We start from the raw sequence: 17,640 nt of genomic DNA, 5'->3' as shown, positions 1-17,640 counted from the left end.
GCTGCTAGGCTCGATCCCTGGTCCAGGCAGGGAGACGCCGATGCAGGCTTTCAGGAAGCGCACCACCACCGCCGCCATTGCCGCCGTATTGGCGATAGCCCCCTTCAGCGGCGCGCAGGCACAGTCGGTGCATGCCGATGACCGCACCTACTTCGCCAGCGCCGCGTCCGAACAGACCGCGCGCGACGCGTTGGGCAAGCGCGTCGAGGCCCTGCAGCAGGCGTCCACCCTCGCACCGGCGGAACGCTTCCAGCAGGCCGAGGCACTGGAGGCGCAGTGCCTGCGTCATCTCGGCTACCTGCATCTGCAGTCCGCCCGCAACGCGCGCGATCTTCGCCCGGCACAGGCGATGGAGCAGGCAGCGGGGCTGTGCAGCCGCATCGCTCGCAGTGGTCGCGCCGCACTGCGCGAGGCGCCCGCAGATGCGGCGTGGGCAGCACCGTATGGCTTCCTGCGCACTCGGGCGCTGAAGGAGGCTGCCACCCCGGCCAACGCCGCGCTGGATGAGGCCGTGGAGGCACTGGCCGATCCGGCGCTGGACAGCTTCGCGCGCCTGCGCGGGCAGATCCTGCGCAGCGCCGAGTACCCGCAGATCGAGCACGGCGGTCGTCACTGGGACACCGGACGCGACAAGCAGCTGCTGGCCCAGCAGCCCGACCGCGCCCTGCGCGAGGCCGGGTGGAAGGGCTACTGGCAGGGGCTGCACTCGCGCCGTGAGCCGATGGCCTCGGTGCTGCTGGGGCTGGTGCAGGTGAATGACGCCGCCGCACGCCTGCAGGGTGACGGCTCGGCGCCGGCATATGGCTACCAGCGCATGGGCCTGGATACTGCCGCAGTGGATGCAACGCTGGTGGCGATCGAACGGCACGCCGGGGACCGCCGTGCCTACCAGGACATGCTGCTGCGCCACGCTGCGCGATCCGGCATCGACGCGCCGCAGATCTGGGATACCACCGTGCCCGATGCCGGCTATACGCCACCAGTGCTGACATTGACGCAGCTGCGTGACAATGCCGCCGATGCCATGCAGCACCTGGGGCCGGCGTACGTCGCCGAACTGCGCGCGCTGCTCGATCCGGCCAACCAGCGCATGGATCTGGCCACCGAACGTGGTGACCGCAGCCAGGACGCGTTCCCGGTGAGCGCTCCCGGTGTGCCGGCAATGCTGTTCGTTGGCCTGCGCCGTGGTGATCTGGAAAGCGACGTCGAGATCGCCCATGAAGCCGGTCATGCCGTGCACGGCGAGTGGATGCAGCGCGGTCATGCGTCGCCGCTGCAGCGCAATGGCAGCCAGTGGCTGACCGAGGCGTTCGCGATCTACAACGAGCTGCGCTTCCGCGACCAGCTTTACCAGCAGGCAGAGGATCCGCGCGCCAAAGCCTATTACCTGAAATCGCTGCTGGACGACATGGTGCTGCAGCTGTTCACCTCTTCCGAGGAAGCGCAGCTGGAGCAGTCGATCTATCGGGGCGTGGCCGCCGGCACGCTGGGCACCGCCGATGACCTGGACGCGCTGACCGGGCAGGTGCTGGCGCGCTTCGGCCAGCAACCGGAGCGCTACCCGCAGCTGCGCAACACCTGGATCGGCAAGCGTCTGATGTATGAAGACCCGAATTATCTGGTGAACTACCTGTATGCGGGGCTGTTGGCCGTGCAGCTGTACGTGCAGGACCAGCGCGACCCCGAAGGGTTCCGTGAGCGCTATCTTGCCGTGCTTGGCGAGGGCTTCGACCGCGCGCCGAGCGAGCAGGTGGCGCAACTGCTGGGGCACGCGCCTGACTGGGCGGCCCTGGTGGATGCCGATCTGCAGGTGTTCAACCAGACGGCGGCGCAGCTGCAGGCGCTGCATGCGCAGATCGAGGCAGGGCAGGGTACGTGAACCCGGCGCGCCCCTTGCAGCAGGCGGCCGCCACCGTGTGGCTGCTGTTGCTGCTGTGCCTGCTGCCGATGGCAGCGCTGGCGGCAATCCCGGTCCCGGCGCTGGACGATCCCGTGGTGGACACTGCCAACGCGCTGTCCGCCGACACCCGCGCCACGTTGCGCAGGCAGGCGCTGCAGCTGCAGGCGCGGAAAGGTGCACAGCTGCAGGTGCTGGTGGTACCCAGCGTGGGCAGCGAAGGCATCGAGGCCTATGCACAGCGGGTGTTCGATCAGTGGCAGCTGGGGCGCGCCGGTGTCGACGATGGTGTGCTGCTGTTGGTGGCGGTGCAGGACCGCCGCGTGCGCATCCAGACCGGCTATGGCCTGGAAGGAGCGCTACCGGACGCGTACGCCGCTCGCATCATCGACAACGCGATCGTGCCGCGCTTCCGTGAGGGCGATGTCGACCAGGGCGTGCTCGATGGCACGAAGATCATGATGGCGCTGATCGATGGCGAGGACCTGCCGGCATGGGAAGAACCGTCGGCCAGCAATGTGCTGCCTGCGGACTGGCGACGCGCAGACTCGGTGGTGGCGTTGACCCTGCTGGCCGGTTTCCTGGCCGGGCTGTGGCGCTCGCCGCCGCCCCTCCCGCCGGCGAAGACCGAGGACGATTTCAGCGGCAGCCGTCGGGAGCGGCGGCGCAAGGCACTGGCCGCCAATGCATCGGCACCAAAACCAACCTGGCCGACCTTGCCGGCCTGGGGGCGCCCGATGCTGGTGACCGCTGTTGTGGGTGCGGGCATGCTCTCCGTGGCGCTGCTGCTGCCACGCCATGTGCTGCCGGGCCTGTGCTTCGTGCTGGCGCTGGGTGTGCCGGTGGCGACCCTGCTGGGCTGGTGCTGGCGCCGCAGTCGAGGTGTGCGCATCGTGCTGTGCGGGATGCTGATGCTCAGCGTGCTCTTCCTTGTGCAGGCGCTGCTGCGTGGCCAGCTGCCACCGAGCCTGGCCCGGCACCTGCTGCTGCAGGTCGCTGCGGGCGTTGTCACCCTGATGGTGTTCCTGCTGGTGCAGGCCTGCCGCACACGCTGGAAGAAGAATCGCGGCAGCTTCGTCGTGCGCATGACGGTGCTGGTGCTGTTGACCCTCGGCTATGCCGCGGGCGCGTTGCTGGCGATCCATCGTGCCGAAGGTGACGATCCACGGCTGCTGGCAATGATCGTGTCCGGGGTGTGCGGCGTACTGCTGTACTTCGTGTGGTTGTTCACCATGCTGCCGGGCGAGCGCGCACGTGGCCGGGTTTCATCCTCCCGCGAACGCACGTCGTCCCGTTCGTCGTCCTCGTCGAGTTCGTCGTCGAGCAGTTCCAGCAGCTGGTCTGGAGGCGGCGGCCGCAGCGGCGGAGGCGGCGCGTCCGGCAGCTGGTAGTTCAGGTCGCCTGCACCCGCCAGCCGAGCGAGGCGTCCTCCACAACACCCGGGCCGGCGACGTCGCCGACCTGCAGCTGCAAGCCGCGCGCGTTCGGCAGGTCCTTCTGCTCGGGGAACCAGCGACGATCCGCCGCAACCACGATCAGCAGGCCCTCATCGTCGCCCATCGGCGCGAACTGCGGCGACGGCGGGCTGATCGGTTGCAGGCCGAACCGCAGGCTGGACTGTTCGCGCACAGCGTCGACATCGTGGCTGGGCAGGCCGACTTCGCTCAGGCAGGTCAGTTCGCTGCCGTGGAAGGCGCCCTGACGCGTACTGGCCGGCAAACGGCGGCGGCCGATCAGTTCCAGGATCAGGCCGTCAGGACCAGTGAAGTACACCGACTGCGACTGCCAGCTGCTTTCCAGCGCGAAGTAGTCCAGTCCCGCCGGATTGCGCTGCAGTGGCGTGCGTTCACGCAACCAGGTCATCGCCTCGCCGAAGCGGTTGTCCGCGACGTTGAAGGCCAGGTGCACGCCACCGACCGGATGATCAGCCGCCGGCTGCAGTTCGATCGTGCTCCAGCCGATGTGCACATGATTTCCGACCACGCGCTGCTGCAGCACATCGTGGAAATACGCGGCGACGGTGGTGACGTCGGACACTGGCAGGGTGAGGTGAAGCAGGCGCATGGCCGATCCTCCGTGGATGCGCCCACTGTAGCGCCGGGCCATGCCCGGCGGCCACTACCGCAGTGCTTCGGCGAAGAATCGCACCGCGGCATCCACTGCCTGCGCGTGGGTGTCCGCCTTCGGAACCGAACTGCTGCAGAGCTCGGGCAGCCTCTGCACACCAACCGCTGTACAGGCCGCCAGGAAGTCGTAGTGACCGACATCCGGCAGACGCTGCAGCACAGCGCCCGGAATCAGTGTCTGTGCAGCCTCGCCATTGCTCTGCGGTGGCGCAACCGTGTCAGCCTCGCCCAGCACGATCGACACTGGCTGCCTCAGCGAGGACAGCTGCTCGGGCGCGAACGCCTGCACGATCGCGGGTGCCAGCAGGAATGCCGCACGCACGCCGGGGATCGCGCGCGAGTCGTTGGCGTGGGAGATCCAGGGAGACATCGCGGGTGAGCCCGCAGCGGCAACACGCGCGTCCATCGTGTGCGTGGCGGTTTCCTGTTGTGGCCGGCAGACGCCGTCATCCGGGTGCGCGCGGCAGAAGGCCAGCAGCCGCTGCAGGTCGGGGCGTGCACCGGCGGCCAGCAGCGCGGTGTAGCCTCCGGCCGAGAACCCGGCCACACCCAGTCGCTCAGGGTCGACATGCGGACCCAGCAGCGGATCGGCCTGTACTGCAGCGAGTGCCGAGCGCAGGTCATCCGCACGCAACCAGCTCAGTACGCTGCCGGGCAGGGTCATCTCGTCCACGCCGTTGTTGCCGGGATGATCGACCGCGATTACCAGATACCCGGCGCGCGCCAATGCCGTGCCCAACCAGCCCATCATGCGCGCGCTACCGCCGTTGCCGTGGGAGAGCAGCAGGGTCGGCAGGCGCTTGTCCGCGATCGGGGCATCCGTGGCTGAGCGGCCGACGTCGAACAGCGGCGCATCGGGCGGACCGATGGTCAGGGCGGTTTCCGTGCTGCCAGCGGGCGCGGGATACCAGACCGTGTAGAGCAGGGCGTCGCGATGCTGCGCATCGCGAACCGCGGCGCTGGCCACTGTGGTGGTGCCGTGGCGTTCGCCTGCCTTCCAAGGCTCGCCAGCGCTGGCGGCCCCCGCGGAGGCCATCAGCATCATTCCCATCACAGTGGCTGTCATGCGCATCCTCAACTCCTTGTCAGCGTGGGCGTTCGTCCACCGGCAGCCAGATTTCCACGCCGCCGTTGCCGCTGTGCTCATCGAAACGCATGTCGTAGCGTTCCAGATCGGGGGCATCGGCCAGGCTGAGCCCGGAGCCGGGCAGGTAGTGATCCAGCAGCCAGAACCAGGTCGAGCGGATGGTCGAGATGTGCCCCCCGTGCCAGGCCACCAGGTAGCGGCGCGGCGGAATGTCCACGCGTTGCCAGTGCGCAGGTACGCTCGGCACCGCGCTGGCCGGCAGTGCGGCGATGTAGTCGAAGCCGCCATCGTCATCACTGTTGCAGCACACGCCGAAGCTGATCGGTGCCGGCGTCGGCCATTCCCGGTTGAGCTGCGCCCACTGTCCGGGTATCGCACCGCCGCTGTCGCGGGTATGCCGCATGCCGATACCCGCGACCTGGAAGGCAGGGGTATCGAGCAGGCGCGGCGCTTCACCGCAGGCAGTCGGCGCATCGTCCACGCGGATCGCCTGCACCAGCGCCAGCCCATCGGTGCCTTGTTCGCGTACCCGCTCCGGGGTCTGCCCGAACTGTTCGCTGAAGGCGCGGGTGAACGCGGCATGGGTGGTGTAGCCCGCGCCCAGTGCCACCTGCAGGATGTCGCCCGCCCCGTTGGCCAGCCGCTGCGCGGCAGCGGTCAGGCGCCGTCCCCGCAGATAACGCACCACCGAGGTGCCGGTGCGGGCCTGGAACAGGCGCGACAGATGGAACGGCGACAGCCCCGCCGCAGCGGCAATATCGGCCAGTGCCAACGGCTGGTCCGCATGGGTTTCGATGTACCACAACGCCTTGCCTGCCGCGCTCATCCTTCCGTTCCCCGAATCCAATGCCGGCACAGTAGCGGATCGGCAGGCAGCGCGTTTAGCAGTTCTTGCGCTCAAGCGGCATCAAGCTGTCGCACTGACGTCATGGCTCCTTCACAGATCGCGCCGAGACTGCGCGCCTTGTCCAGGCCTGCGATATCCCTGCAGGTGCTGGCCCTGTCGCGTCCTCCCGGAGCCCTGCCGTGCATCGTTCGAAGCTTTCGCGTTCCATCCTCCTCGCCCTTTCCATGGCCAGCGCAGGAGGCGCGATCGCAGCGGAGGCCGATGCGGTCGATGCCCCGGCGGGCAGCCGTGCGGCGCCCACCCAGCTCGATGCGATGCTGGTCACCGGCACCCGCGCCTCCAACCGCACCCAGTTCGAAACGTTGGCGCCGGTGGACGTGTTCACCAAGGAAGATATCAAGTCCGTTGAATCCACCGACCTGAAGGACGTGCTGGCGCAGCTGGTGCCGTCGTTCGTGGTGCAGCGCCTGCCGATGGCGGACGGTCAGGTGTTCGTGCGCCCGGCCACGCTGCGTGGCCTGTCGCCGGATCAGACGTTGGTGCTGGTCAACGGTCGTCGCTTCCACCGCAGCGCGCTGCTCGGCAACCGTGGCGCGCAGGCGGCCGATCTGGCACAGATTCCGACCAGTGTGATCAAGCGCATCGAAGTGCTGCGCGATGGTGCGTCGGCGCAGTACGGCTCGGACGCCATCGCCGGCGTCATCAACATCATTCTCGAGGATGGCCCCGGTACCGAGATCACCGCCGGCTACTCGCAGTACGCGCAGGGCGATGGCGCCTCGCGCGATTTCAGCGCACGCACCGGCTGGTCGCTGGGTGACTACGGCAGCCTGGTGCTGTTCGCCGAATCGTCCAACTCCGACGCCACCTCGCGCACCCGCCAACGCCCCGATGCCATTGCCTTCCAGGCCGCGCATCCGGATCTGGACGTGCCCAACCCGGTACAGCGCTGGGGCCAGCCAGAACTGGAAAGCCGCCGTGTCGGCTTCAACGTGAAGGCCAATGCCAGCGACACGCTGGAGCTGTATGCGTTCGGCCTGTACAGCCACAGCGATGGCGTCAGCGATTTCAACTGGCGCAATCCGGATACCACCACCGGTGCCTACCGCACCACGGCGATCTTCCCCGGCTGGAACCTGCGTTCGATCTATCCGGTGGGCTTCAGTCCGCAGTACGGCAACGTCCAGAACGACCTGCAGCTGGTCGGTGGCCTGCGTGGCGAGATCACGCCGAAGCTGCGCTGGGATGTCAGCGCCTCGTATGGCCGCAATGCCATCGACTACAGCCTGAAGAACTCCATCAACGCCTCGCTCGGCCCGGCCAGCCCGACCGCGTTCGATCTCGGCCGCCTGACCCAGACGGAGAAGAACGCCAACGCCGACTTCAACTACGAGTGGGATGTGGCTGCGCTGTCCAAGCCGATCAACGTCGCCTTCGGTGGCGAGTTCCGCCAGGAGACCTACCAGGTGCGCGCCGGTGATGCGGCCTCGTACGCGGTGGGCCCGGGCGCGGCGGCAGGGCTGGAAGCCAATTCCAACGGCGCACCGGGCTTCTCGGTCAGCCAGGCCGGGCAGTGGAGCCAGCGCAGCAAGGCGGCCTACGTGGATATGGAAGTGCCGTTGGGCGAGCGCTGGAGCATCGGCGCGGCCAGCCGCTACGAGGATTTCTCCAGCTTCGGCAGCACGCTGGACGGGAAGCTCTCGGCGCGTTTCGCGATCACCCCGGACGTGGCCCTGCGCGGTACGGTGTCCACTGGCTTCCGTGCACCGACCCCGGCGCAGCTCAACACCACCAGCACCACCCAAGGCCTGGATACGCGCACGCTGCAGATCTTCACCAGTGGTCGTCTGTCGCCGAACGATCCGCTGGCGCAGCTGCTCGGTGCCAGGCCGCTGAAGCCGGAGGAATCGCGTACCGCGTCGCTGGGCCTGACCTGGCGCACCGACCTGGGCCTGTCCGGTTCGGTCGACGTCTACCAGATCAAGCTCACCGACCGCTTCAGCCAGTCGGCCAGTTTCGCCATTCCGGCTGGTACTCCCAATCCGCTGGGCTATACCTCGGTGAACTACTTCACCAACGACTTCGATACCACCACCACCGGCGTGGACGTGGTCGGCAACTACCTGCGCGACCTCGGCGCGGGTCGCATGACGCTGACCCTGGCCTACAACTACAACCGCACCCGCGTGGACAACGGCAGCACCTCGGTGGCCACCAACGAGACCCAGCGCGTGCTGTTTGAAGACCGCCTGCCCGAGCACAAGGGCAGCCTGACCGGCAGCTGGGATGTCGGCGCCTGGTCGCTGATGGCGCGCATGCGCTACTACGGTGCCTGGACCGACGCCAGCGGCAATGCGGTGGGCGATATCTACCAGCGCTTCGGCGCGATGAGCTTCCTCGACCTGGCCGTGGGCTATCGCATCAACGAGCACCACAGCCTGCGCGTGGGGGCCGACAACGTGCTGGACCGCTATCCGGATGAGGCGGTGTTCCAGGCCAGCCGCGGCCTGGTCTACTCGCGGAACGCGCCGTACGACACCGATGGTGCCAACCTGTACGCGCAGTACCGGTTGAGCTTCTGATGGACCGCACGCGCCGCTCCCTGCTGCGTGCCGGCACCCTGCTGCCCGCCGCAGCCGCACTGTCTTCACTGCCCGCCATGGCTGCCACGCGTTACGCTGCGCCCATGCAGATTCCCGCAACGACCGTGGCGCCGGACGTGCTGGCCCGCGATGAAGGCTATTGGGCCTCCGTGGCCAGTCACTTCGATATCACCGATGAAGTGAACCACCTGGAGAACGGCTACTGGGGCGCGATGGGCCGCGAGACGCTGGCGAGCTACCAGCGCCACACCGCTGAAGTGAACCGTGGCAACGCCTGGTACGGCCGTCGTGAGTTCCCGGCGCAGTACATGGCGGTGCAGCGGCAGGTGGCCGAGCTGCTGGGCGTGGGTGCCGACGAGATTGCACTGACCCGCGGCGCCACCGAGGCGATGCTGGCCCTGATTGGCGGCTACAACCGTCTGCAGCCCGGCGACCAGGTGCTCTACGCCGACATCGACTACGACAGCATGATCGGCGCGATGCGCTGGCTGCAGCAGCGTCGCGGCGTGCAGGTCGAGCGTATCGCGCTGCCGGCCGTGCCCGACCACGCGCAGATCCTGCAGGCCTACGAGGCCGCATTCGCGCGGCTGCCACGCCTGAAGCTGGTGCTGCTGACCCAGGTCAGCCATCGCCATGGGCTGGTGCTGCCGGTGGCGGAGATCGCCGAACGCGCGCGAGCGCGCGGTATCGATGTGATCGTCGATGCCGCGCATGGGTTTGGCCAGATCGACTACGCGGTGCCGCAGCTGAAGGCCGATTTCGTCGGCATCAACCTGCACAAGTGGATCGGTGCGCCGGTGGGCGTCGGCGCGATGTACGTGCGCAAGGGGCGTGTGGCCGACCTGGATCCCTACATGGGTGAAACCGACGATGGCCGCGTGGGCAGTCGCGTGCATACCGGTACGGTCAACTTCGCCGCCTACCTGGCACTGCCGGATGCCATTGCCCTGCATCAGCGCATCGGCGTGGCCAACAAGCAGGCGCGCCTGCGTTACCTGCGCGAGCGCTGGACGGTACCGGCGCGGCAGATGGCACATATCGAAGTGCTGTCCTCACCGGATCCGGCGTTGGCGAGTGCATTGGCCAGCTTCCGCCTGCGCGGGCGTACCAGCGTGGCCGACAACATCGCGCTGCAGAAGCGCCTGCTGGATGAGCATCGCGTGTTCACCACGCATCGTGACGGTTTGGACTCCGGCGCATGCGTGCGGGTGACGCCGTCTGTGTTCACCCGGCCGGAGCAGATGGATGCGCTGGTGCAGGCGCTCTCCGCCCTGGCCTGACCCTGCTTTGGTGGGTGCCAACCTTGGTTGGCACATTCCGTCCGTGCCGGGGAATCTTCCGCCGGGCATGGCCCGGCGCTACCGATCCTCCCCCAGCCTGGTGGGTGCCGACCGTTGGCCGGCACATTCCATCCACGCATGGCGTGCACGGGCATTGCCAACCAAGGTTGGCATCTACCGAAGCGGGTCCCGTAGATCCACGCCATGCGTGGATGCTCTCCACCTACCGCTCGATCGCCGGCAACGCATCCGACAACAACAACCGATCGATGCGACGCAGCGCACTTTCCAGCTGCCGACGATCCGCCGCCAGCCCCAGCGACAACCGCACCCCGTTCTGATGCTGTACCCCCGGCGGGCAGAACGCCGATGACGGTGCAATCGCCAGCCCCTGCAGTTGCGCGGTGCGCACCAGCGTGGCATCGGTCCACGGCGCCGGCACGCGGCACCAGGCATGCAGGCCTTCAGCCCGCTGCAGCAGCGATGGCGCCAGCAGGTAGCGGGCCATGCGCATGCGCTCGCGCGCCTCGGTGCGCACCTGCGTCAGCAGTGACTGCGCCGAACCATCCAGCAGCAGCTGGCTGGCCAGCGCCGAGACCAGCGGATGGCCCATCAACCGCGTTGCCCGCAGTGCAGCCGTCATCGCCTCGGCATGCGCCGCGCTCGGACAACGCACGAAGGCGGTGCGCAGGCCGGGGCTGATCACCTTCGACAGCGTCGCCACGTAGAACACATGACGCGGTGCCAGTGTTGCCAGCGGTAGCGGCGCCTCCTCGGTGAGGTGCCAGTACGGATCGTCTTCGATCGCAAGCAGTCGTTCGCTTTCCAGCACGCGCGCCAGCGCTTCGCGCCGATGCAGCGGCAGGGTGAGTGCGGTCGGGTTCTGGCAGGTGGGATTGAGATAGACCAGCCGCGCACCGCTTTCGCGTGCCAACCGCGCCAGCGCCTCGGGGCACATGCCGTGCTCGTCGCTGTCCACCGGCAGCAAGCGCCGACCCAGTGCGGCGGCCGCCTGCAGCAGGCCCGGATAGACCAGCGCATCGCACAGGATCGCGTCGTCGTCGCGTCCCTGGCTGACCAGGATCGACGCCAGCGCCACCTGTGCACCTTCGGTCAGCAGCAGGCAGGCATCGTCCACCTTTCCCAGCATCGGCTGCAGCCAGCGCGCCGCTGCGTGGCGGTCGGTGGGGTTGCCGCCGCCCAGGTGATAGGTCATCAGGTTCGGTGCGTTGCTGCGTGCGAGTACGGCGGCCGCACCACGCCGCAGCGTCTCGGCCAGCGCATCGGCGTCGGGCACTGGCGGTACGTTCATGCTCAGGTCCACCACTTGGTCGAAGCCAGCCTTGGGCGGTGCGATGAAACTGCCCTGCGGACCGCGCGCCTCGATCAGGCCGCGCTTGCGCGCTTCATCGAAGGCCCGCGTCACCGTGGTCAGGTCGATACCGAGCTGCTGCGCCAACGCGCGCTGCGAAGGCAGGCGCTGTCCCGGTGCGAGACCACCGCGGCGCACCGTGCGTTCCAGCGAGTTGACGATGCGCAGGTAGATCGGCCCGCTGTGCGCGAGTACGTCCTGCACCCATTCGCGGGCTGCGACATCCGGTCGCGGCATGTACGGAGCATGTCGGGGCGTATCGTTGCTTCCAACGGCGGGAGCCTGTCCATAACCATCGGTCGGTTCGGACAGGTGACCGCCGTTGTTGTTTGCGGGGGCCACACCGGCCAGCGTCAGTGATGTCATTGCGCGTCCTTAGCGCTTGGCCTGCCAGGGGCAGTAGCAGCCCACGGCAAGCAGTCCTTTCGGGCGCACGGTCTCGCCGCGCACCAGTCTGTCCAGCAGCGGTTCGACGAAGCTGTTGGCCGAGTTGCAGACCATGCCGATGCTGTACGGGCCGGCGTACGCCAGGTGGCCGTGCCGGTCCCAGATGGCCACGGCGGGGCTGGCCGGGATGTGTTCGATGCCGTCGATGGTCGGCAGGTTGATCACCTTGTTGCGCAGTGGCTCGGGCAGCTCGCCCTGCGTACCCGGGCGGCGGATGGCATAGAAGTCGATGCCGGCGCGGCGGTACATGCTGATCAGGTAGCTCAGGTGCGCACCGGTCTCGCGGTTGCACACGCCGCAGGCCGGGTCCCAGAAATGCACCACGCGGATGCTGCCGGTATCACCGGCCAGATCGGCCGGCAGGCGCAGCTGCGAATCGTCGAAGACGATGGCCTGTTCGGTGAAGGTGGACTGCGCGCTGTAGCCGAAGTACTGCCACAACGCAGCTGCCACGCCGGCCATGAACAGGCAGGCGAGGGCGATCATCGTCGGCAGCAGCCAGCGGCGACGCGGCGCGGCTGCGCCCATCAGGAATCTTCCCGGCCGAACTTGTGCACGTACTGCTTGCGCATCTCGCGGCAGGAATCGGCCTGCGCGCGGCGCTGGATCTCGCTACGCGACGGATCCTCGCTGCGCTGCACGCACTGCTCGATGGCGTGGCGTTCGGCGGCCTGCACATCCACGGTCTGCGGCTGCAGGCAGACCCAGGCCAGCGCGGCCAGCATCAACACCACAAAGCCACCGCACCCGGCCATCACCAGGTGGAATTTCATTTTCTCGGCGCGCATCGATGCACGTCCCTTCATCCATACATTGCATACAAAATATCATCTTGTATGGATAAAGCGCCATGCGCCCCGTTCAGACGATGGCGTTGTGGCGTGCCTCGGGGGCCTCGGACAGGATCTCGTTCAGCTTGGCCAGCGCCCCGGCCAGCGCGCCCTGGTCGACCGCGCCGCCCAACGACAGGCGGATCGCGTTGCCCGGTGGCGGTTCTTCCACGCTGAAGGCATCGGAGCTGGCAATGCCCAGCCCCTGCTCCTGTGCGGCCTGGATCAACCGGTACTGGTCGAGCCGCGGCGGCAGCGGCAGCCACACATGCAGGCCGGCCGGATGCGCCTGGGCGCGGGCCGGCAGGTAACGGGCGGCAATGGCCTGGCGCTCGCGCAGTTCCTGCTGGAAGCGCTGCACCATGTCCTGGGCCTGGCCGCTGCGGATCCACTGCGAGGCCACCGCTACCATCGACTGGGTCGGCATCAGTGCGATCGCGCGCAGCGCATCCAGCACCGGTTCCATCGGCTCGCCGGCCGGCACCACCAGGTAGGCGGTGCGCAGGCCCGGGGCCAGGCACTTGGACAGGGTGGAGATGTAATAGACCGGGCAGCCGGCATCGCGGTGCGCGGCCAACGGCGGCGCGGCGTCTCCGGCCAGCAACCAGTAGGGATCGTCTTCGATCACGGTCAGGTCGTGGCGCTTGGCGACCGCCAGCAGGGCCTGCCTGCGTTGTGCCGACATCGTCGCTGTGGTCGGGTTCTGGATGGTCGGTACCAGGTACAGCAGGCGCGGGCGGCGTAGCTGGCAGGCCTCCTCCAGTGCGTCGGGCAGCATGCCTTCGGCGTCCATCGCCACTGGCACCACGCCCCGCTGCAGCACGCGCGCGGCGGCCAGCAGGCCCGGGTAGGTCAGCTGCTCGGCGGCAATCAGCTCGCCCGGCTGGGTGCGGGCCAGGATCAGCGCGCACAGTGCGGTCTGCGCACCGGGGCAGATCACCACCTGGTCGGCACCGACCGTCCCCAGCATCGGCGCCAGCCACTGCACCGCGGCGGCGCGATCCTCGCGGGTGCCGGCGCCGACGTGGTAGCTCATCAGTTCGCCCTGGCCCAGCTGCTGGCCCACGTGCTGGAAACCGGCCTCCATGCCCTGTGCGAACGGCGCGCTGCCCAGCAGCGGCGGGATGTTCATGCTCAGGTCCACCGAGGTGCTGCGGTTGCCGGCCGACAGCGCGATGAAGGTACCGCCAGCGCCTTGGGCGTCGAGCAGGCCGGCCTGGCGCAGCTCGGCGAAGGCACGGGTGACCGTGGTCAGGTCCACGCCCACCTGCTGGGCCAGGTCGCGCTGCGGCGGCAGGCGGTCGCCCGGGCGCAGCACGCCGTCATCCACCGCCTCGCGCACCTGCTGGGCAATCTGCAGGTACAGCGGGCCGGCGCCCTCGCGGAAGGGGCGAACCCAGGTGCGATTGGGGTGTTTCAGGCGGCGGCCGGCGGCAGGTGGCGTCATCGGTCAGTTTTTTCCATACGTACAGATGCACAAGTCCATACAATGATGTATCTTGTATGGGCTTGATTGGAGTGGTTCGCCTGCTTGTAGGCGACCTCGTACCCACAGTGTAGCCGCTCCACGCCCGGGCGCTGCGCGCAGGCGAGCCGGTCAAGCGCGCTTCTTCAACAGGGTTGACCTCCAATGAATATCTGCTGGAACCGCATCCGCCTGGCGCTGGTCGCCCTGGCCTGCGTCGGCCTGTCGGGCTGTGACTGGGTGCTGCTGGATTCGAAGGGCATGGTCGGGCTCGCCCAGCGCGACCTGATCCTGATCTGCATCGGCCTGATGCTGATCGTGGTGATACCGGCCATCGTGCTGACCTTCGTGTTCGCCTGGCGCTACCGCGCCGGCAATACCAAAGCCAAATACATGCCTGACTGGTCGCACTCCACCAAAGTGGAGATCGTGGTCTGGGGCGTGCCGCTGATCATCATCGCGGTGCTGGCGGTGATCGTGTGGAAGTCCACCCACGAGCTGGACCCCTACAAGCCGCTGGACGTGGCCGGTGAGCCGCTGCACGTGGACGTGATCGCCACCGACTGGAAGTGGGTGTTCGTGTATCCGGACCTCGGCATCGCCACGGTCAACCAGCTCAACTTCCCGGTCGACCGCCCGCTGGCGTTCAACATCACCTCCAACTCGACGATGAACACCTTCTTCATCCCGCAGCTGGGTGGGCAGATCTACGCGATGGCCGGCATGCGCACGCAGCTGCACCTGATCGCCAACGAGCCCGGCCAGTTCCGCGGCATGTCCGGCAACTACAGCGGGCATGGCTTCTCGAACATGAAGTTCATCGCCACCGCCAGCAGCAACGAAGACTTCGAGCGCTGGGTGGCCGAGGTGCGCAGCGCGCCGGACGCGCTCAGCTTCACGCAGTTCAAGGCGCTGGCCGCACCGTCGAAGAACGCACCGGTGCAGCACTTCTCCAGTGTTGAACCACTGCTGTTCAAGAAGGTCATCGACCAGTTCATCGGCGTTGGTGAGAACACCGCTGCTGCGACCCCGGCGGGCGCTGCCGGCGGTGCCCAGGTTTCCCAGGAGTAACGAACATGTTGGGTAAATTGACGTGGGAGGCCGTGCCGCTGCACGAGCCGATCGTCGTGGTCACATTGGCGGCCATGGTGCTGGGTGGCCTCGCGCTGCTCGGCGCGGTGACGTACTTCAAGCTGTGGGGCCCGCTGTGGCGTGACTGGTTCACCACCGTGGACCACAAGAAGATCGGCATCATGTACGTGGTGGTAGCGCTGGTCATGCTGGTGCGCGGCTTTGCCGATGCGCTGATGATGCGCGCGCAGCTGGCCGCGGCTGGCCCGGGCAGTGACGGCTTCCTGCCACCTGAGCACTACGACCAGATCTTCACCGCGCACGGCGTGATCATGATCTTCTTCGTGGCCACCCCGTTCGTGGTCGGCCTGATGAACATCATCGTGCCGCTGCAGATCGGCGCGCGCGACATGGCGTTCCCGTTCCTCAACGCCTTCAGCTTCTGGATCTTCGTGGTCGGCGCCGCGTTGATGATGATCTCGCTGGGCGTTGGCGAATTCGCCATGACCGGCTGGGTGGCCTATCCGCCGCTGTCGGGCATCGAGTTCAGTCCAGGCGTGGGCGTGGACTACTACATCTGGGCATTGCAGGCTTCGGGCATCGGCACCTTGCTGACCGGCGTCAACCTGTTCATCACCATCCTGCGCATGCGTGCGCCGGGCATGACCCTGATGAAGATGCCGGTGTTCACCTGGACCGTGCTGGTCACCAGCGTGATCATCATCGCCGCCTTCCCGATCCTGACCGTGGCGCTGGGGGCGCTCACCCTGGACCGCTACCTGGACTTCAACTTCTACACCAACACGTTGGGTGGCAACCCGATGATGTACGTGAACCTGGTGTGGGCCTGGGGCCATCCGGAGGTGTACATCCTGGTGCTGCCGGCGTTCGGCATCTTCTCTGAAGTGACCGCCACGTTCGCGCGCAAGAAGCTGTTCGGCTACAAGTCGATGGTGGGCGCCACCCTGGCGATCGGCATCCTGTCGTTCATCGTCTGGCTGCACCACTTCTTCACCATGGGCTCCGGTGCCAGCGTCAATGCCTTCTTCGGCATCATGACGATGATCATCGCCATTCCCACCGGCGTGAAGATCTTCACCTGGCTGTTCACCATGTACGGCGGTCGCGTTGAGTTCAGCGTGCCGATGCTGTGGACCATCGCCTTCCTGGTCACCTTCACCATCGGTGGCATGACCGGCGTGCTGCTGGCCATTCCGGGCGCGGACTTCCTGCTGCACAACAGCCTGTTCCTGGTCGCGCACTTCCACAACACCATCATCGGCGGCGCGCTGTTCGGCTACCTGGCCGGCTTCGCCTACTGGTTCCCGAAGGTGTTCGGCTTCACCCTCAACGAGCGCCTGGGCAAGTGGTCGTTCGCCTGCTGGGTGATCGGCTTCTACCTGGCCTTCATGCCGCTGTACATGCTCGGCTTCATGGGCATGACCCGCCGCATGAACCAGTACGACAACCCGGCGTGGACGCCGTACCTGATCGCCGCCTTCATCGGTGCACTGTTCGTGTTCGCGGGCATCATCCTGATGCTGGTACAGATCTACGTGAGCGTGCGCGACCGCAAGCGCAACCTGGACCTGACCGGCGACCCGTGGAACGCACGCACGCTGGAATGGGCCACGCCGTCGCCGCCGCCGTTCTACAACTTCGCCGTGGTGCCCAAGGCCGATGAGCTGGATGCCTTCCACGAAGCGAAGAAGCGTGGCCTGCCGCCGCCGCCGAAGAAGTACGCACCGATCCACATGCCGAAGAACACCGGCGTGCCGCTGATCCTCAACATCTGGATCCTGGTGTTGTGCTTCGCCCTGGTCTGGCACATCTGGTGGATGGCCGCGGCCAGCTTCATCGCGATGATCGTGACCCTGATCGTGCGGTCCTATGACGAGGACGTGGACTACTACGTCAGTTCCGAAGAGGTGGCGCGCACCGAAGCGGCCAACCTGGCCAAGCTGAAGGAGGTACGCGCATGAACCTGTTGACCCGCCCCGAGCTGGCCAGCGACACGCAGGCGCACGAGGACCACCACGAACACGACCATGGCCACGAACAGGGCGGCATGAAGGTGTTCGGCATGTGGGTCTACCTCATGTCCGACCTGGTGCTGTTCGGTTCGCTGTTCGCCTCGTACGCGGTGCTCAGCACCGCCTACGCCGGCGGCCCCACCGGCAAGGAGCTGTTCTCGCTGCCGTTCGTGATGGCCGAGACCTTCCTGCTGCTGGTCTCCAGCATCACCTACGGCCAGGCCGTGCTGGCGATGCATCGCCACGATACCTCGGCGGTGCTGCGCTGGCTGGGCGTGACCTTCGTGCTCGGTGCCTCGTTCATCGGCATGGAGATCTACGAGTTCTCGCACCTGATCCACGAAGGCGCAGGCCCCAGCACCAGTGCCTACCTGTCGGCGTTCTTCGCGCTGGTCGCCACTCACGGCCTGCACGTGGCCAGCGGCCTGATCTGGATGGCGGTGGTCATGCACCAGGTCTACCGCCGCGGCCTGACCCCGACCAACATCACCCGCGTGTCGTGCCTGAGCCTGTTCTGGCACTTCCTGGACCTGGTGTGGATCTGCGTCTTCACCTTCGTCTACCTGATCGGAGCCTTCTGAC

At 67.2% G+C, this 17,640-nt stretch carries 14 protein-coding genes; 7 read left to right on the top strand and 7 right to left on the bottom strand.

What is annotated here, in order from left to right:
- Positions 1–40: 40 nt before the first annotated feature.
- Together ACZK13_RS19805 and ACZK13_RS19800 are read left to right on the top strand one after the other, a co-directional pair.
- Positions 41–1,879, top strand: coding sequence for a M3 family metallopeptidase (locus ACZK13_RS19805; RefSeq protein WP_253144123.1), 1,839 nt, complete (start codon positions 41–43; stop codon positions 1,877–1,879).
- 68 nt (positions 1,880–1,947) lie between these two features.
- Positions 1,948–3,288 carry a TPM domain-containing protein gene (locus ACZK13_RS19800; RefSeq protein ID WP_253144164.1) on the top strand — a complete coding sequence of 447 codons (1,341 nt, stop codon included), beginning with the start codon at positions 1,948–1,950 and terminating at the stop codon, positions 3,286–3,288.
- A gap of 1 nt (position 3,289) precedes the next feature.
- On the opposite strand, the gene ACZK13_RS19795 is transcribed toward ACZK13_RS19800, so the two are convergent.
- Genes ACZK13_RS19795 through ACZK13_RS19785 form a run of 3 tightly spaced genes read right to left on the bottom strand, consistent with a single transcriptional unit; the run spans position 3,290 to position 5,936 of the window.
- Positions 3,290–3,961, bottom strand: a complete 672-nt coding sequence (locus ACZK13_RS19795) for a VOC family protein (RefSeq protein WP_125895555.1) — start codon at positions 3,959–3,961, stop codon at positions 3,290–3,292.
- Between the two features lie 54 nt (positions 3,962–4,015).
- Positions 4,016–5,095, bottom strand: coding sequence for an alpha/beta hydrolase family protein (locus tag ACZK13_RS19790; RefSeq protein ID WP_253144121.1), 1,080 nt, complete (start codon positions 5,093–5,095; stop codon positions 4,016–4,018).
- 13 nt (positions 5,096–5,108) lie between these two features.
- A complete protein-coding gene (locus ACZK13_RS19785) occupies positions 5,109–5,936 on the bottom strand; it encodes an AraC family transcriptional regulator (protein WP_125895553.1) in 828 nt (275 codons plus the stop codon).
- Between the two features lie 200 nt (positions 5,937–6,136).
- Between ACZK13_RS19785 and ACZK13_RS19780 the strand changes: the two genes are divergently transcribed.
- On the top strand, positions 6,137–8,539 hold the full coding sequence (locus ACZK13_RS19780) for a TonB-dependent receptor plug domain-containing protein (protein ID WP_478482106.1): 2,403 nt from the start codon (positions 6,137–6,139) through the stop codon (positions 8,537–8,539).
- Complete coding sequence (locus ACZK13_RS19775) at positions 8,539–9,840, top strand: aminotransferase class V-fold PLP-dependent enzyme (RefSeq protein WP_253144120.1); 1,302 nt, start codon at positions 8,539–8,541, stop codon at positions 9,838–9,840. The genes ACZK13_RS19780 and ACZK13_RS19775 overlap by 1 nt, the downstream gene beginning before the upstream one ends.
- A gap of 223 nt (positions 9,841–10,063) precedes the next feature.
- Here ACZK13_RS19775 and ACZK13_RS19770 read toward each other — a convergent pair whose 3' ends face one another.
- The 4 genes from ACZK13_RS19770 to ACZK13_RS19755 are packed head-to-tail and all read right to left on the bottom strand — an operon-like array spanning position 10,064 to position 13,936.
- Entirely contained in the window at positions 10,064–11,578 is a 1,515-nt protein-coding gene (locus tag ACZK13_RS19770) for an aminotransferase-like domain-containing protein (RefSeq protein WP_253144118.1), read from the bottom strand.
- A 9-nt stretch (positions 11,579–11,587) separates the two neighbouring features.
- Positions 11,588–12,187 (bottom strand): DUF6436 domain-containing protein, encoded by a 600-nt coding sequence (locus ACZK13_RS19765; RefSeq protein ID WP_125895549.1) that lies wholly within the window; start codon positions 12,185–12,187, stop codon positions 11,588–11,590.
- Complete coding sequence (locus ACZK13_RS19760) at positions 12,187–12,465, bottom strand: hypothetical protein (RefSeq protein WP_253144116.1); 279 nt, start codon at positions 12,463–12,465, stop codon at positions 12,187–12,189. The genes ACZK13_RS19765 and ACZK13_RS19760 overlap by 1 nt, the downstream gene beginning before the upstream one ends.
- Positions 12,466–12,520: 55 nt before the next feature.
- Positions 12,521–13,936, bottom strand: a complete 1,416-nt coding sequence (locus ACZK13_RS19755; protein WP_253144114.1) for an aminotransferase-like domain-containing protein — start codon at positions 13,934–13,936, stop codon at positions 12,521–12,523.
- 183 nt (positions 13,937–14,119) lie between these two features.
- Here ACZK13_RS19755 and cyoA point away from each other — a divergent pair, with 183 nt between their 5' ends.
- Genes cyoA through cyoC form a run of 3 tightly spaced genes read left to right on the top strand, consistent with a single transcriptional unit; the run spans position 14,120 to position 17,639 of the window.
- Positions 14,120–15,025 carry a ubiquinol oxidase subunit II gene (cyoA, locus tag ACZK13_RS19750; RefSeq protein ID WP_071227643.1) on the top strand — a complete coding sequence of 302 codons (906 nt, stop codon included), beginning with the start codon at positions 14,120–14,122 and terminating at the stop codon, positions 15,023–15,025.
- Between the two features lie 5 nt (positions 15,026–15,030).
- The gene (cyoB, locus tag ACZK13_RS19745; protein ID WP_006474876.1) at positions 15,031–17,007 is read left to right on the top strand and encodes a cytochrome o ubiquinol oxidase subunit I; all 1,977 of its coding nucleotides are present in this window, start codon (positions 15,031–15,033) and stop codon (positions 17,005–17,007) included.
- Positions 17,004–17,639 carry a cytochrome o ubiquinol oxidase subunit III gene (cyoC, locus tag ACZK13_RS19740; RefSeq protein ID WP_005414759.1) on the top strand — a complete coding sequence of 212 codons (636 nt, stop codon included), beginning with the start codon at positions 17,004–17,006 and terminating at the stop codon, positions 17,637–17,639. Before cyoB ends, cyoC begins: the two co-directional genes overlap by 4 nt.
- Position 17,640 lies beyond the last annotated feature (1 nt).

The sequence above is a fragment of the Stenotrophomonas sp. 99219_Sma genome, from assembly GCF_056480785.1.
The sequence above is the reverse complement of the archived record's forward strand: the minus strand, read 5'-3'. Positions and strand labels throughout refer to the sequence as shown.